Source organism: Paraclostridium sordellii (assembly GCF_000953675.1).
GTDB lineage: Bacteria > Bacillota > Clostridia > Peptostreptococcales > Peptostreptococcaceae > Paraclostridium > Paraclostridium sordellii.
On record NZ_LN679998.1, the window covers coordinates 666,659 to 683,040 of the forward strand.

Annotated in this window: 17 protein-coding genes; 14 read left to right on the top strand and 3 right to left on the bottom strand. The window is 26.6% G+C overall.

The window, feature by feature from the left end; translation table 11 throughout:
- Positions 1-98 precede the first annotated feature (98 nt).
- The 4 genes from dltD (at position 99) to dltC (ending at position 4,320) form a co-directional block, all read left to right on the top strand.
- On the top strand, positions 99-1,289 hold the full coding sequence (gene dltD / locus ATCC9714_RS03235) for a D-alanyl-lipoteichoic acid biosynthesis protein DltD (RefSeq protein WP_057544439.1): 1,191 nt from the start codon (positions 99-101) through the stop codon (positions 1,287-1,289).
- A gap of 120 nt (positions 1,290-1,409) precedes the next feature.
- On the top strand, positions 1,410-2,924 hold the full coding sequence (gene dltA / locus ATCC9714_RS03240) for a D-alanine--poly(phosphoribitol) ligase subunit DltA (protein WP_021128897.1): 1,515 nt from the start codon (positions 1,410-1,412) through the stop codon (positions 2,922-2,924).
- Positions 2,924-4,072: a D-alanyl-lipoteichoic acid biosynthesis protein DltB gene (gene dltB / locus ATCC9714_RS03245; RefSeq protein WP_055329608.1), complete on the top strand. Its 1,149-nt coding sequence runs from the start codon at positions 2,924-2,926 to the stop codon at positions 4,070-4,072. Before dltA ends, dltB begins: the two co-directional genes overlap by 1 nt.
- 17 nt (positions 4,073-4,089) lie before the next feature.
- Positions 4,090-4,320, top strand: a complete 231-nt coding sequence (dltC, locus tag ATCC9714_RS03250) for a D-alanine--poly(phosphoribitol) ligase subunit DltC (protein WP_021125290.1) — start codon at positions 4,090-4,092, stop codon at positions 4,318-4,320.
- Positions 4,321-4,356: 36 nt separating this feature from the next.
- On the opposite strand, the gene ATCC9714_RS03255 is transcribed toward dltC, so the two are convergent.
- Complete coding sequence (locus ATCC9714_RS03255) at positions 4,357-4,659, bottom strand: hypothetical protein (protein ID WP_021128895.1); 303 nt, start codon at positions 4,657-4,659, stop codon at positions 4,357-4,359.
- A gap of 181 nt (positions 4,660-4,840) precedes the next feature.
- Between ATCC9714_RS03255 and murJ the strand changes: the two genes are divergently transcribed.
- The 4 genes from murJ (at position 4,841) to ATCC9714_RS03270 (ending at position 7,961) form a co-directional block, all read left to right on the top strand.
- Positions 4,841-6,388 carry a murein biosynthesis integral membrane protein MurJ gene (murJ, locus tag ATCC9714_RS03260; protein WP_021128894.1) on the top strand — a complete coding sequence of 516 codons (1,548 nt, stop codon included), beginning with the start codon at positions 4,841-4,843 and terminating at the stop codon, positions 6,386-6,388.
- 111 nt (positions 6,389-6,499) lie between these two features.
- Complete coding sequence (locus ATCC9714_RS03265) at positions 6,500-7,111, top strand: DUF3786 domain-containing protein (RefSeq protein WP_057544440.1); 612 nt, start codon at positions 6,500-6,502, stop codon at positions 7,109-7,111.
- Positions 7,112-7,188: 77 nt separating this feature from the next.
- On the top strand, positions 7,189-7,311 hold the full coding sequence (locus tag ATCC9714_RS17665; protein WP_021125285.1) for a hypothetical protein: 123 nt from the start codon (positions 7,189-7,191) through the stop codon (positions 7,309-7,311).
- 92 nt (positions 7,312-7,403) lie between these two features.
- Complete coding sequence (locus ATCC9714_RS03270) at positions 7,404-7,961, top strand: NUDIX hydrolase (protein WP_054631443.1); 558 nt, start codon at positions 7,404-7,406, stop codon at positions 7,959-7,961.
- A 47-nt stretch (positions 7,962-8,008) separates the two neighbouring features.
- On the opposite strand, the gene ATCC9714_RS03275 is transcribed toward ATCC9714_RS03270, so the two are convergent.
- A complete protein-coding gene (locus tag ATCC9714_RS03275; protein ID WP_054631444.1) occupies positions 8,009-8,743 on the bottom strand; it encodes a hypothetical protein in 735 nt (244 codons plus the stop codon).
- Between the two features lie 212 nt (positions 8,744-8,955).
- Between ATCC9714_RS03275 and ATCC9714_RS03280 the strand changes: the two genes are divergently transcribed.
- The gene (locus ATCC9714_RS03280) at positions 8,956-9,894 is read left to right on the top strand and encodes a dipeptidase (protein ID WP_057544441.1); all 939 of its coding nucleotides are present in this window, start codon (positions 8,956-8,958) and stop codon (positions 9,892-9,894) included.
- 36 nt (positions 9,895-9,930) lie between these two features.
- Here the strand turns inward: ATCC9714_RS03280 and ATCC9714_RS03285 are convergent, their stop codons facing one another.
- Positions 9,931-10,278, bottom strand: coding sequence for a hypothetical protein (locus ATCC9714_RS03285; protein ID WP_021125279.1), 348 nt, complete (start codon positions 10,276-10,278; stop codon positions 9,931-9,933).
- A gap of 235 nt (positions 10,279-10,513) precedes the next feature.
- Here ATCC9714_RS03285 and ATCC9714_RS03290 point away from each other — a divergent pair, with 235 nt between their 5' ends.
- From ATCC9714_RS03290 to ATCC9714_RS03310, 5 genes are all read left to right on the top strand, one after another.
- Positions 10,514-12,172 carry a sensor histidine kinase gene (locus ATCC9714_RS03290; protein ID WP_054631446.1) on the top strand — a complete coding sequence of 553 codons (1,659 nt, stop codon included), beginning with the start codon at positions 10,514-10,516 and terminating at the stop codon, positions 12,170-12,172.
- A gap of 11 nt (positions 12,173-12,183) precedes the next feature.
- Positions 12,184-12,921: a LytR/AlgR family response regulator transcription factor gene (locus ATCC9714_RS03295; RefSeq protein ID WP_057544442.1), complete on the top strand. Its 738-nt coding sequence runs from the start codon at positions 12,184-12,186 to the stop codon at positions 12,919-12,921.
- Between the two features lie 152 nt (positions 12,922-13,073).
- Positions 13,074-14,414 carry a PTS sugar transporter subunit IIC gene (locus ATCC9714_RS03300; protein WP_054631448.1) on the top strand — a complete coding sequence of 447 codons (1,341 nt, stop codon included), beginning with the start codon at positions 13,074-13,076 and terminating at the stop codon, positions 14,412-14,414.
- A gap of 1 nt (position 14,415) precedes the next feature.
- Positions 14,416-15,168, top strand: coding sequence for a MurR/RpiR family transcriptional regulator (locus ATCC9714_RS03305; protein ID WP_057544443.1), 753 nt, complete (start codon positions 14,416-14,418; stop codon positions 15,166-15,168).
- Between the two features lie 2 nt (positions 15,169-15,170).
- Positions 15,171-16,358, top strand: coding sequence for a MalY/PatB family protein (locus tag ATCC9714_RS03310; RefSeq protein WP_057544444.1), 1,188 nt, complete (start codon positions 15,171-15,173; stop codon positions 16,356-16,358).
- Positions 16,359-16,382 lie beyond the last annotated feature (24 nt).

Sequence of the window (16,382 nt, forward strand, 5' to 3'; positions counted from 1 at the left end):
GACAAATAATTGCATATAATTACAAAATTGTAATTGAATATATTCCTCTAAAGTAATAATATATTTATAGATTACGTACAATTTAGAGGAGTATTAATATGAAAAAATTAATTTATTTCATTATACCACTATTAATAGGAGGTATATTTTTATTTGGATTAAATAAATTCCTTGATACTAAAATAAGTGAGTTATTAAAGGAGAAAGATTTAATTCCTATTATGAATGACTCTTTAAGTAATATCAAGGATAAAGGAGTAATTGCAAATGACTACTTCTTAGAACGAAAAGATATTATGATGCTAGGATCATCAGAGCTAGGACACTCTACAAAACAACATCCTACATATTATTTCAATACAAATAGAAGTAAAAATGGAGTATTTACAATAGGTAGAGCATATACTCAAAGTTTACAGGATGCAACAATTTTAGGGAGTGTTAATCCAAATATTAAGGATAAAAAGGTAGTTTTACTAGTTTCAATGCAGTGGTTTATGGATAAAAAAGGAGTTACACCACATCACTACCAAACTAGATTTTCTCCAGTTCAGTTTTATTCATTTTTAGATAACCCTGATATATCAAAAGAAAATAAGTTAAAGCTTGCAAAAAGAGCTAGTAAGTTATTAGTTGGAGCGGGAGAGTATAAACCAGAAGCTGTATATGCAAAGCTATATACTTCAAATTCATCTGTTTCTAAAGTAGAAAAGGTATTGTTAGCACCTTACTTTGAAGGTAGAAAATACTTTGTTTCTCTTAAAGGCAAAGGGTTATTATATGAAAAGCTAGTAACATTACCAGATAAAAAAGCGCAAAAACCGAGCAAGCCTATAAATTGGGAAAAAGAAAAAGAAAAAGCTATAGAAGATGCTAAAAAAAGAGTAGGAAAGAATGATTTAAGCATAGATAAAATTTATTATAAAAAGAACTTTGGCCACAATCTAGATAGAGTAAGAGGTAAGTACAAAAACGTAGACTTATTAAAATCTAAGGAGTTTTATGATTATCAACTTACATTAGACGTATGTAAAGACTTAGGAATTAAACCTGTAGTTGTAATGATACCTGCTATGGATAAATTCTACGATGTAACAGGAATATCTCGTGAGGAGCGTCATGAATTCTATAATAAGGCTGGTAAAATGGCTAAAGAAGAAGGATTTGATGTAATAGATCTTAGATCTAAAGAGACTGAAAAATATTATTTAAGAGATGTAATGCACCTTGGTACGAAAGGATGGGTAGATGTTTGTGAAAAACTATTTAAAGAATTTAACCAGCAATAAATACCTAATGATGAGTATTTGTCTTACAGTAATTATAATTGCTGCTATATTAATATTGGCATTTACTCCATTTAAAGAGTTACCATTTATATATAATGAGTTTTAATAGGGAGGATTAATATGAAAATTATTGAAGGTATAAAAAAATACGCAGATACAGATAGAATTGCGCTAAAATGCAATAATGAAAATCTTTCTTACAAAGATTTAGATAAGTATTCAGAAGCTATAGCACTATTTTTAAAGGACATATACCAAGATGAAAACACACCTATTGTTATATATGGAAATAAAGAAAATCTTATAATGGCATGTATGATAGGAGCTTTAAAATCAGGAAGAGCATATGTACCATTAGATATAAGCTTTCCTCTAGATAGGGTATTTGAAGTTACGAAAGAGGTTAAACCTAAGGTAGTATTTAATTTTAGTGATGAAGAAAACTTTGGAGAATTAAATGTAATTGATGAGAATGGATTAAAAGAAATAATAAAAAAATATGAAGGAAAGACGATAGATAAAAGTAACTGGGTAAAAGATGACGAGAATGCATATATTCTATTTACTTCAGGAAGTACAGGAAAGCCTAAAGGAGTTCAAATAAGTTCTAATAACTTAGATAGTTTTGTAGATTGGATAAGCCCTTATTTAAAAATTGATGGAAGTGAAAAGGTAATAATGAACCAAGCTGCATATTCATTTGACCTTTCAGTTACAACTATATATCCAGGATTAGTCCACGGAGCTACATTATTTTCATTATCTAAAAAAGTGTTAGCTGACTACAAAGAATTATTTAAGCAATTTAAAGACTCAGACATGGCTATATGGGTTTCAACTCCATCATTTGCTGGAGTTTGTGTAACAGAAAAAGATTTTGATTGTAATATGTTACCTAAACTAGAGTCGATGATATTTATAGGTGAAGCTCTTCCTAAGAGTTTAACTCAAGAGTTACTAGATAGATTTCCAAATACAAGAGTTATAAATGGTTATGGACCAACTGAAGCTACAGTAGGCGTAAGTGTAAATGACATGTCACAAGAATTAATTGACGATGAAAAGAGCCTTCCAGTAGGGTACCCTATGGAAAATTGTAGAATTAAAATAGTTGATGAAAATGGAAATGAAGTTGAAGGCACTGAAAAAGGTGAAATTGTAATTATAGGACCATCTGTATCTAAAGGATATTTTAATAACAAAGAAAAAACTGATGAAGTATTTTATTTTGATGAAATTGATGGAGTTAAGCATAGAGCATATAAAACTGGAGATATGGGATATATGCTTAATGGAAATATATATTATTGTGGAAGAAAAGATTTCCAAATAAAATTAAATGGATTTAGAATCGAAATAGAAGATATAGAAAATAACTTAAGAAAAGTTGATAATGTAAAAAATGCAATAGTTTTACCTGTTTATAAAAATGAAAAAATTGCATACTTAAAAGGTATTGTAGAGTTAAAAGAAGATAACTCTTTAGGAAATATAAAAAATGGAATGATAATCAAAAAGGAATTAGGAAAATATATACCTTCATACATGATTCCAAGAAATATTAAAATAATTGATGAGTTTCCAACAAATATTAATGGAAAAATAGATAGAAAGAAACTTATGGAGGAAAATTAATGACTTTTTCACAATATGGAGATTATTTTTATCTTTATATATTACTATTAACAGCAATACCAGCTATAATTTTAGGATTAAGTGGTAAAAATATAAAACGTTATGGAATGATAGCAACTGCATTTATGATACTTTTAATTGTAGGAGTAAATGTCCATTTATCATTTTTAATAGGTTTTATAATAATAGAGGTTATAGTAGTTAAAGGGTATGAATATGTAAGAAAGAAGACAGATAGTAAGTTAGTATATAGAATATTTTTATTAGCATCCATGTCTCCTATTATAATAAATAAACTTTCACCATACACATCTTTTGGTGTTATAGGATTCATTGGAATATCTTACTTAAACTTTAGAACAATACAAATGGTTATTGAAATTTATGATGGAGCAATAAAAGAGGTAAAGATATCAACAATGCTTTACTTTGTATTATTTTTCCCAACATTAAGTTCAGGGCCAATAGATAGATCAAGAAGGTTTGAAAAAGATTTAGAAACTAAAATACCAAGAGATGAATATATAAATGATTATTTGATTCCTGGAATAAAAAAGATATTTATGGGTATTGGATATAAATATGTTATAGCATTTTTAGTCAATACGTACTGGATGTCAAAAATACCATCAGGAATAACTTTTGGACATGCCTTAAGTTATATGTATGCATATAGTTTATATCTATTCTTTGACTTTGGAGGATATAGTTTATTTGCAGTAGGTACAAGTTATATATTTGGAATAAAGGCTCCAGATAACTTTAATAAACCATTCATAAGTAAGGATATGAAGGAATTCTGGACAAGATGGCATATAAGTCTTTCTAGATGGTTTGGAGATTACATATTTTCAAGATATGTAATTGCGTCTATAAGAAAGAAAAGATTTAAAAATAGAGCTACAGCATCACATGTTGCTCAAATGATAACAATGATTGTTATGGGATTTTGGCATGGATTAACGTGGTTTTATATAGTATACGGAATATATCAAGGAGCAGCACTTGTTTTAACTGATATATATCAAAAAAAATCAAAATTTTATAAAAAGCATAAAAAAGAAAAGTGGTTTGAAGTTGTGCAAATTGTTTTAACATTCCATATTGCATGCTTTGGATTATTAATTTTCTCAGGATACTTTGCTTAAAATAGGGAGGAATAAAAATGCAAGAAACAGTTATATCAATATTTGAAGATGTTTTAGGTTGTGATGAAATAAGAGAAGATTTAGACCTTAATCTATTTGATGCAGGTCTTTTAGATTCATTAGCAATAATAGAAGTATTACTTGAAATAGAAGAGAGATTATCAATAACACTTCAACCTACAGATTTAGAGAGAAGTGATATGGCAACAGTAAATAACTTAACTAAGTTCTTAGAAGCAAGAAAATAGTATAATAAAAAAAGGAGGAATTTCCTCCTTTTTTTATTATAATACTTCCATATAATCCATATATTCCATTATATCGTTATAAATTTCAAATACAGGACCTATATTTTTCATAGTATTGTCGAAGTATAATTTTATGACATCTTCAGTTTTATAAAGTATAAGTTCTTTATTATCTTGGTTTATAAATGATATTGTTTTTTCGCTATTATACTCATCAACGTCGATAGTTTTTACCATACAATTATGTTTACTTATTTTTGTTGCTATGTTAAATAATAAATCATCAGTACAATTTTCTAGCTGTAATACTAAGCAGTGATATGTAGTTTTAAAATTCATAATAAACCTCCTTGGACAAAGTCGAATTTTAGTATATAATAATACTCTACTAAAAATTTTACCACATTTAGTCAGAAAAACAAATTTGCAAATTATATAAAAATAAATATATAATATATAAGATAGACTAGATATGGAAATAACTAATTTATACTTATAATTTTTTAGAGGAGAGAAATTTATGTCAAAGGTTGCAAAAGCAGCAGTAGGTCTTATGGCTGCTACATTAATAGCTAAGATATTAGGATTTGGGCGTGAGTTAGCCTTAGCTTCGGCGTATGGTGCAGGTGGAACAAGTGATGCGTTCTTAGTAGCTATGAATATACCCGCAGTTATATTTTCAGCAATAGGGACATCCCTAGGAACAGCATTTATACCACTTTACTGTGATGTAGATGCTAAAATCGGGAAGAAAGCTTCACTTAAATTTACAAATAATGTACTTAATATAGTTGTTTTGATGTGTTTGATTGTTTCAGTTATAGGAGTTGTATTTACAGGTCCTATAGTTAAATTATTTGCAGTTGGATTTGAAGGAAAAACATTGACAGATGCTATATATTTTACAAGAGTATTAATTCTTGGAATGGGATTTTTGGGAATTAGTTATATAATGATGGCATTCTTACAAGTTAAAGGAAACTTCGTAATTCCTGGATTAATGTCTGTTCCATACAATATTCTTATAATAGTTTCTATATTTGCAAGTGTTTATATAAATCCAAATATTTTACCTTGGGGGACTTTATTTGGATTATCACTACAATTTATATTTCAATATCCGTTTGCGCGTAAAAATGGATTTAGATATAAACCAACTATAGATTTAAAAGATCCATACTTAAAGAGAATGATTTGGTTAATAGGTCCTGTTTTAATAGGAGTTGCAGTTACACAAGTTAATGCTATTGTTGATAGAACTATAGCATCAACACTAGTAGCAGGAAGTATATCTGCACTTAACTATGCGACTAAGTTAAATCAATTTGTTATGGGAATGTTTATAGTTTCTATATCTTCTGTTATATACCCTATGCTTTCTAAGTTATCTACAGAAAATAATAAAAAGAAATTTAAACAATCTATAGTAACATCAATAAATGTAGTTATTTTAATAATTATACCAATATCAGTAGGAGCTATAATATTGGCTCATCCTATAGTTAAACTGTTATTCCAAAGAGGTGAGTTTGATGCTAGAGCAACTGAAATGACAGCTATAGCATTAATATTCTATTCAGTTGGAATGTTAGGATTTGGTCTAAGAGATATTTTAGGAAAGATATTTTACTCATTACAAGATACAAAAACACCTATGATAAATGGAATAATAGCAATGATTTTAAATATAGTGTTAAACTTAGCATTTGTAAAGTTTACAAACATGCAATTAGGAGGTTTAGCATTTGCAACTAGTATATCTTCACTTGTTACAATAGCTTTATTATCTGTAAGTTTAAGAAAGAAGATTGGAGCATTTGGAGGAAAGAAGATAATATCTGTTTTAATAAAATCGATAATATCAGCTCTTTTAATGGCCCTTGTAACTAAGGTTACGTATAACCTGATTGATGGAATTTTAAGTGCAGGGTTCATCCAAGATGCAATTAAATTAGGAGTATCTGTAGGGTTAGGAGCTATAGTATATGGAGTTAGTATAATAATTTTTAGAGTAAATGAAGTTAGACTGTTATATCAAATGTTAGCAGGAAAACTTAAACGTAAATAAATAAAAAGCTACAACTACATAGTTGTAGCTTTTTTGATATTCATTATTTTAAAGGGGATTTGATAGACTATATAGAAATGATATAGTAATAAAACTTATAGTGGTGATAATATGAAAAATGATTTAAATGAAGGTAACTATAAACTTGTTTTAGAAAATTTAATCATGAAATTCAAGTCTTTAAATCCAATAGTGATATCAAAACTAACAAATTCTTTTTACAATAATAAAAGTAATACCTTTAAGCTCAGATTTTTAGATAGTAATATATATATTCATTATCCAAGTGGAGTGATTTATAAAAATAATAAAAAGTTAAATGAAGATATATCTTTAAATATATTAGTTATAAGATTTTTAATTAATGGTATATATAAAAATCAAACTAATATATATTTATCATATAAGGAAACAGCTGGAGGCTATGTTTACTATTCAAACTTTAAGTCAAGAACTATAAAATATTTTATAAATAAATACAAGGATGATTTCAATTTACTAAAAAAACACATGGAAAAAATTAAAGCTGAAAAACTAGACATGGGAGATATATCTTATAAAGTAAGGTTTTTAAATGAAATATATGTTGTATTTATTTTATGGTATGGGGACGAAGAATTTGAAGCTGAAGGAAATATATTATTTGATTACAATATTAATAGCTACTTTAATGCAGAAGATTTAGCTGTAATACCAGATATAATATTAAATAATTTAAAATAAATAATTGGATTAGGATGTCATTAATTGTTAATTATCATAATATATACTATTAATACTTTGTAGGAGGTATGAACTGCATGAATATATCAAGATGTATAGGAAATGTTAAAAGAAAACAAAGCAAAGTTTACACATTAATAGCTATATTAGACGTGGTAGTTTTAGGGGCATCTTTTGGAATTATATTAGCTAACTTGTAAAATTAAAGACTATCTCAGATGAGATAGTCTTTTACTTTGATTATTATCATTAAATATGATTATATATTATATATAGTTAAGGAGGAGAGAAAATGAATTTTATAGAAGTTATAAAAAAGTATGAACCTATTAATGAGCAAGAAATAAATGATAAAAGTTTAATATTAAAATGCATTAATGAATATGAAAATATATTAAGTAGAGAAAATGAACTTTGTCATATGACTAGTTCTGGATTTATAGTAAATAAAAATAGAGATAAGGTACTTATGATTCATCATAATATATATAATTCATGGGGATGGACAGGTGGTCATGCAGATGGAGATTCGGATTTATTACATGTAGCTATAAAAGAAGCTAGAGAAGAAACAGGATTAAAAAATGTAAGACCTATAACAAATGAAATATGCTCGATTGAAATTTTGCCAGTAAGTGCGCATGTAAAAAAAGGTAAATATGTATCAGCTCATTTACATCTATCTATTGCCTATATATTAGAAGCAGATGAAAGTGAAAAAGTACATATAAAAGCAGATGAAAATAGTGGCGTTAAATGGATATGTATGAATCAAATAGAATCTTATGTGAATGAAAAACACATGATAAGTGTTTATAATAAACTTATAAAAAAAGCTAAATCATTATAACAAAAAATACTAGGACTTAAAAGAAACTAATAAGTCCTAGTATTTTTTTAATCCAATATATTAGAATCTAAATTACAACATTTTATTAGTTTGTATAATTTATCTTTTGGATGAGATTTTTTATTTTTACATTTAGAAGTTTGAATTGAAAACTCCTTATGCTCTTCTGTATCTTTTGGGAAATATTTATATATAGATAAGTTAGTTAGATTATCATCATCATTAAAATTCATATATTTAATATACTGTGTGATTAGTTTTTTATTTTCTTCTAATAAATTGCAAATTTTATCTCTTACTGTATGCAAATCTATCAATAGATTTTGAGTATTTAAATCTAGTTCATCATTTATAAATATATAATCTCTAGAACTATTGGTAAGCAAAGATAATATATCATATTGAGTGTGCTTAATTTTATATACTAGATTATTATATAAAAAGAATAAACTTCCAAAGTTTTTTTCTTCTTCAAACTCACCGTTTAAAATTAATCTAATAGAATTTAGATCTTTTAGTGAATTAATTGTAAGTTGAGTACCTTTATTAAAAACAATATTTATAGGAAAATTAATCTCTTTAGGGTTTACAGTATCTAATAATATGCTATCTTTAACTTTAAAGAACTCATCACCTTGATAAATGATAAAATTTTCACCATAGTTGTAATAAAGTGTTTTTACTGGAAGTTTATCGCCAAAATTAAATTCATTTAGCTTATCGCAAGATTTTATTATTTTATTATTATTTAATATTGGATAATAGAAACATTCAAATAACATAAAATCCTCCTATTTAATTGGTTAAATTGTTAAAAAAATATTTATATCTATACTTTAAATATAGCTAATAATAACTAGTCTTTCAAGTTTATTCATACAATAAAATAGTATGGAAAGTATCAATAAATGACATAAAGATTTATATGGTTATTTATAGTGATTAGAACTATAATATTACTATATGCAAATTAAAATATAGGGGGATAAGAATAGTGAAATTTATAGATTTACATTGCGACACAATAGATAGATTATTAGTTGATAAAAATGATAATAAGTTAAACAAAAATTTACATTGTGTAGATATAGAAAAGCTTATAAAAGGTGAATGTCTAGCACAAACCTTTGCTTTGTATGTTGATATTGATGAACATACAGATCCTTATTTGCACTGTATGGATATGGCAAAAAAATTTCATGAAGAAATTAAATTAAATAGTGATTTAATAAATCTAGCAACTAATTATAAACAAATAATTGAAAATGAAAAAAATAATAAGATAAGTGCATTATTAGCAATAGAAGAAGGTGCAGTTTTAGAAGGAGATATAAATAAATTAATAGAGTTTTACAATTTAGGAGTTAGAATGATTACATTAACTTGGAATCATGAAAATGAAATAGGATACCCTCATGTTAGACCGGAATTTAAAGAAAAAGGGTTAAAAGCATTTGGATTAGAAGTAGTTGAAAAAATGAATGAATTAGGTATGATTGTAGATGTATCACATTTATCAGATTCAGGGTTTTATGATGTAGCTAAAATGTCTAAGAAACCATTTATAGCAACTCACTCTAATGCTAGATTTATAACTAATCATAGTAGAAATTTAACTGATGATATGATTAAAGTTTTAGCAAATAAAGGTGGAGTGACAGGAATAAACTTCTGTAGTGCATTTATTGGAAATACGTCAATGGCAATGATAGATGATATGGTAAAACATATAAAACATATAAAAAATGTAGGTGGAATTGAATCAATTGCGTTAGGTTCAGATTTTGATGGTATAGATTGCCCTGTTGAAATTAAAGATGTTAGTGAGATGGGAAAACTAGCAATTAAATTAGAACAAGAAGGTTTCACGATAGATGAAATTGAGAAGATATACTATAAAAATGCTTTAAGGGTAATAAAAGATGTTATGTAAAATAAAAAAAGCCATGTATTAATACATGGCTTTTTATTATTTTATTAATTCTAAGTATCCACTTGGGTGGAAGTTGTATATTTGAGATGTATTTTGGTCAACAAAGTATCCCATATCAGTATCTACATCTGGTAAGAATACATATCCTTTTAAACCTTTTTCCTGTAAAGCTTTAAAATTGTCTGAAGTTCCTTTAAATATATAATTAACTTTATTGTTAAAGTTTGTTAAAAGCTTCTGTGCATCAGCTTGAGTTAGTGTTTTTTGTTGTTCTTGTTGTACAGAAGTTTTACTATTATCTTGTGCGAAAGATACTTCAGGAGTAGGATTCATTAATAATAAACCTCCAACTAATATAGATAAAACTAATATTGATTTTTTCATATGTAAAACCTCTTTTCTTTATATAATTTATTATTTTTATGATTTCTTTTGTCTTTCTATAATTAAATATTAACATAAAAAAAATTACGATAACAGTTACACCCTTGTTACTTTGGGTTACGAAATTGTAATTAAAAAAATGTTTAAATTTCAACTTGTTAGAGAGTAAATATATACTCTTTTTTAATACTATTATATAATTAGAATATGTGTAATTTATCTATGGAGGTATTTTATGACTACATGGAGTATAGTTTTGAGTTTAATGGAAAAAACCAGCCTTTTAATAGTAATTTTAATTTTAATAAGCAAAATTAAGTTTTTTAGAAAAATATTACAAAGTGAGCAAAATAATAAAATAAATTTAATTGTAATTTCAGGCATTTTTACAGTGATAGCTATTATAGGTACGTATATAGGAATTGATGTTAATGGGTCTATAGCAAATGTAAGAAATATTGCTATAGTATCTGGAGGGTTATTATTTGGACCTGTAGTAGGCATAATTTCAGGCCTAATTGCAGGTTTGCATAGATTCCTTTTAGATGTAAATGGGATAACATCACTTCCATGTCTTATAACAAGTATAACAGCAGGTATTATATCTGGATACTTATGTAATAAAATAGATAACAACAAAAAATGGATAATAGGTATTATATGTGGAATTTTTATTGAAAGTATAAGTATGGAACTTATATTGGTTTTATCTAGACCACATAGTGAAGCCAATTTAATAGTACATTACATTTATTTGCCTATGGTTATAGGTCAAATTGGTACAGGCTTTTTAATATCTATTCTTCAAAGCTTAAAAAGAGAAAAAGAAGAAATTGCTGCACAACAAGCAAAATTAGCATTAGATATAGCAAATAAGACACTTCCATACTTTAGGAATATAAATACCGAATCTTTAAATACTGTGTGTAAAATAATAAAAGAAGATATAGATGCAGATGCGGTATCTATAACAGATAAAAATAATGTACTTGCTTATGTAGGAATAGGTGAAGAATATTTTAAAAATAAATTTAAGAGTTTAAGTAATATAACTAAAGAGTGTATATACAGTGGAAATATTAGATACATAAAGGAAGATAAGGAAGAATATTTAGCAGATAAAAAAACTCAATTAAAAACTGCTATGATAATTCCATTAAAAGAAAAAAATGAAGTGGTAGGGACTTTAAAGATTTATTATTCAAGGCAAAGAGAAATAACAGATTCTCAACAAGCATTAGCTATAGGTTTATCCCAGATGATATCTACATTGATGGAAGTTTCTAAGGTAGAAAAAATGAAAGAAGCAGCAAATAAAGCTGAAATAAAAGCTTTACAAACTCAAATAAATCCACATTTTCTATTTAATGCATTAAATACAATCACATCTTTTATAAGAATTAATCCTGATACAGCTAGAAATTTGATTATAAATTTAGCTACTTTTTTAAGATATAACTTGGAATTTAGTGATACCACAATCGATATAACTAAAGAGTTAGAACAAGTTAAAGCTTATGTTGAAATAGAAAAAGCGAGGTTTAAAGATAAGTTAAATGTTATCTATGATATAGATGAAAATATAGATGTTAAAATACCTAGTTTAATAATACAACCATTAGTTGAAAATGCAATTATACATGGTATAAGAGCAAACGGAGGATTAGGAACAGTTAAAATAACAGTACAAAACATCAACAATAAAACTTTAGTAAGTGTAGAAAATGATGGAGTTACAATTGATAGTGATATAATAAAAAAGGTTAGAAGTGGGAATATGCCAGAAAATAAAATTGGATTATATAATGTTCACCTAAGGATAAAACTTATGTATGGAAATGGTTTAACAATAAGACAACTAAATCCTGGAACAAAAATAGAATTTTCAGTATAGGAGGATAGAAAATGAACTGTATAATAGTTGAAGATGAATTTCCAGCTAGAGAAGAACTTAAATACTTTATAAAAAACCATAGTGATATAGAAATTATAAATGAATTTGAAAATGGGCTAGATGTATTAAAATTTATACAAGAGAATAATGTAGATGTAATATTTTTAGATATTAATATACCTATGTTAGATGGTATGTTACTTGCTAAAACTATAAATAAGTTTAAATCAAAGCCTAAAGTAGTTTTTATAACAGCTTATAAAGAGTATGCAGTAGATGCTTTTGAACTTGAAGTTTTTGACTACGTTTTAAAACCTTACTCAGACCAGAGAATAATAAATACTTTAAAAAAGCTAAAATATAGTGAGCTTGATTGTGAAGAATCTAAAAAAGATTTTAATGAAGAAAAAGTAGATAATCATGACACTGTAACTTTATGGAAAGATGAGAAAATGGTTGTATTAAAACTTAGTGATATATACTATTGTGAGGCAAAAGAAAGAGATACTGTGGTATATACAAAATCTGATGAGTATAAAGTTAAGGCTTCTATTTCTGAGTTTTCAAAAAGTATTTCAAGTAATCAATTTTTTAAAACTCATAGATCTTACATTGTTAACCTAGATAAAATTAAAGAAATTATACCCTGGTTTAATAGTACTTATATATTAAAGTTAAAAGAAATAGATAAAGAGATACCGGTAAGTAGAAGTAAAATTAAAGAATTTAGAAATATTATGCATATATAAATTAAGGATACTAATTTAAAACTTAGTATCCTTAATTTATATTCTATAATTATTATGGAAAATTTACCGTAAAAAGGAATGTACAATTAGAAAAAATTCCATTAAAATGAATTTAAAGAAAACGTTCGCAAAATTCGACAGGAGGAGATAACATGGAAAAAGTAACACAATTTATTGAAGAAAAAATGGTACCTAAAGTAGCTAAGTTTTCAAATTTACGTTATATAAAAGCACTACGTTCAGGATTCTTTGCTATAATGCCACTTACAATAATAGGATCAATATTTTTATTAATTGCAGATTTTCCGGTAAATGGATATGCAGATTTTATGGCTAGTATATTTGGCCCTAACTGGGGGGCTTATTTAGAGCCAGGATATAGAGCTACATTTGATTTAATGGGAGTAATGTTAGCAGGTACATTGTCCTATAAATTAGCTGAAGATTATAAATTAGATAGTTTATCTGTAATGATAATATCTTTAGTAGCTTATATGATAGTAACACCTAAGTCTATGACAACTGAGGGTGGAGAATTTGTAAATAAGGTTATACCTATGATGTGGCTAGGAGCTAGAGGCGTAATTACGGCAATTATAATGAGTATATTATCTACTGAAATATATAGATTTGCAATTGATAAGAAAATAGTAATTAAATTACCAAGCAATGTTCCTGAAATGGTAAGTAAATCATTTACAGCATTAGTCCCAGGAACAATAGTTGTATTAATTTCATTAATATTAAATGGAGTATTCTTATTTATGGGAACTACAATGCATGATTTTATATATACAGTATTACAAGTTCCTCTACAAGGCTTAACTTCATCAGTACAAGCTATAACTATAGTTGCAGCTTTAAATGGACTACTATGGTGGTTTGGGATACATCCTACAGTAGTTAACTCTATAGTTAATCCTTTGCTAAATGCAAATGCAATAGAAAACTTAGAACTATTTAAAGCAGGGCAACTTACATTTGAAAATGCAAATGTAGGAACAATACAAATGATAGATCAATTTGCAACAATAGGTGGAGCGGGAATGACTATAGGGTTAGTTGTTGCTATGCTTATAGTAGCAAGATCTCAAAGACTAAAAATGATGTCAAAATTAGGAGCGGTACCATCATTATTTAATATAAATGAACCACTTATATTTGGAACTCCAATAATATTAAATCCATTGATGTTAGTACCTGTAACATTAGCACCAATAGTATCTGTATTAATAGCTTATTTAGCAATGAAGCTACAATTTATGCTACCGTTTAATGGAGTTATAGCACCGTGGACAACACCACCTATAATAAGCGGATTATTAGTTAGTGGGTGGCAAGGAGCTTTAGTTCAGTTGTTGGCTATAATAGCATCTACTGCAATTTACTTACCTTTTGTAAAAGCACTGGATAACCAATATAAAAAAGAAGAATTAGAAGTAGAAGAAAATAATTCAGATTTAGACTCTGAAGATGATGAGTGGTCGTTGTAACATGAATTTAAATAAAAGAATTTCATTAAATGCAAAACATTTAACAAAATTAGAAAAAGATTTATTGCAAGGATTATTAGAAGGAAAAAGTAAATTTACTTATAAAAAATTTACTATATCTAATATTGCAAAAGAATTTTTAGTTAGCAATACAAGTGTACACAGGTTATCTGAAAAATTAGGGTATGATAGTTTTATACAATTTAAAGATGATTATTTAAAAAAAAATGAAAATGAGATAGATGAAAGTTCAGTTAAGGATAATGACTTTGTAAATCTTATGATAGACACTTATAGTTTAGTATCTGAATCAATAAATGATGAAATAATTGATAAAATGAATAGCTGTAAAAAGATAAATATTTATGGTATGGGAATGAGTAATTATCTAGGTAAAATTTTCCAAATAAAATTACAGCTTTTAGGTATACCAGCTGAACAACACGATGACTCAAGATTTATGAGGCTATCAAGCAAGATACTAAAAAAAGAAGATGATTTAGTAATAATACTTTCAAGAAGTGGAGAAACTCCAGAATTATTAGAAGTTTTGGTTGAAGCAAATTTAAGGGAAATAGATGTTGTATTAATAACAGAAACAAGAGGCTCTACATTTGAGAGAATGTGTAAGTATAAAATATATACAGGATGTACACAAGATTCTGATGCAGATATTGATACAAGACTTAATTTTCATATAGCAATGGATATGCTTATAAAAAGATTTATAGAAAAATACAAAAAGAAGGTATAGGCATGTATAATTTTGAAGATATATTATATAGAGAAGAAAATGGTTCTAAAAAATGGAATAAGGAGTACATAAATAAGAGATTTCCAAATCATAAGACTCCATATTATCCATTATTTATAGCTGATATGGACTATAAACTTCCTGATGAGATTTTATCGAAGTTTATAAATACGATTCAATATGGGGACTTTGGGTATTTTGATGTTTTAGATAAATTTAATGAATCTATAGTTAATTGGTATAAGAATTTAAATGATATTGATATTGATAAAAAATTAATTTTACCTGGAATAGGAACTTTAGCATCTATGAATATAGTAGTGAAAGCCTTACTAAGTAAAAATGATAATGTTTTAATTTTTACGCCAGTGTATGGTCCATTTAAAGATATTGTAGAAAATAACGGATTAAATTTAGTAAAACAAAAATTAGATGAAAAAAATAATAGATATTATATTGATTTTGAAAAATTAGAAGCAAATATAATTCAATACAATTTAAAGTGCATATTAATGTGTAACCCTCATAATCCATCAGGAAGAGTATGGAGCTATGAAGAACTAAAAAAAATAGTGAGTTTATGCAAAAAATATGACTTGATTTTATTATCAGATGAGGTACATAGTGATTTGGTTTTAGATAGAAAGTTTGTATCTATGATAACTTTTGTTAATGAATATGAAAATATAATTGTAAGTTCATCCCCTAATAAAACTTTTAATTTAGCTGGAGTTTGTGGCTCTTATTTATTAATAAAAAATAAAGATATATATAATAAAGTACAATGTGAATTTACTAAAAATAAGTTAGGTATAAATAGATTAGGTTATGAATTTATGACTTCATGCTATGAGAACGGGCAAAATTGGGTGAATTTATTAAGAGCGAAAATTAAAGAACATCTAAATATTTTAGAATATACATTAGTTAATAAAGGTATAAAGATAATGATACCTGAAGCGGGATATTTAGTATGGTTAAGGTTAGATGAAGTTAATGACAGTTTAACCTTTGTTGAAGAGTTAGCCAGGGAAACAGGGGTGTTACTTGAAAGCGGAACTAGATTTATTGAAAGTGAAAATGGATATGTAAGAATAAATTTAGCTACTAGTAGGTGCATACTAGAAAAGGCTATGAAGGAATTGGACAAATTTTATGATTATTTTATAAAAAAAGGTACTAACATTTAAATGTTAGTACCTTTTTTTATAAAA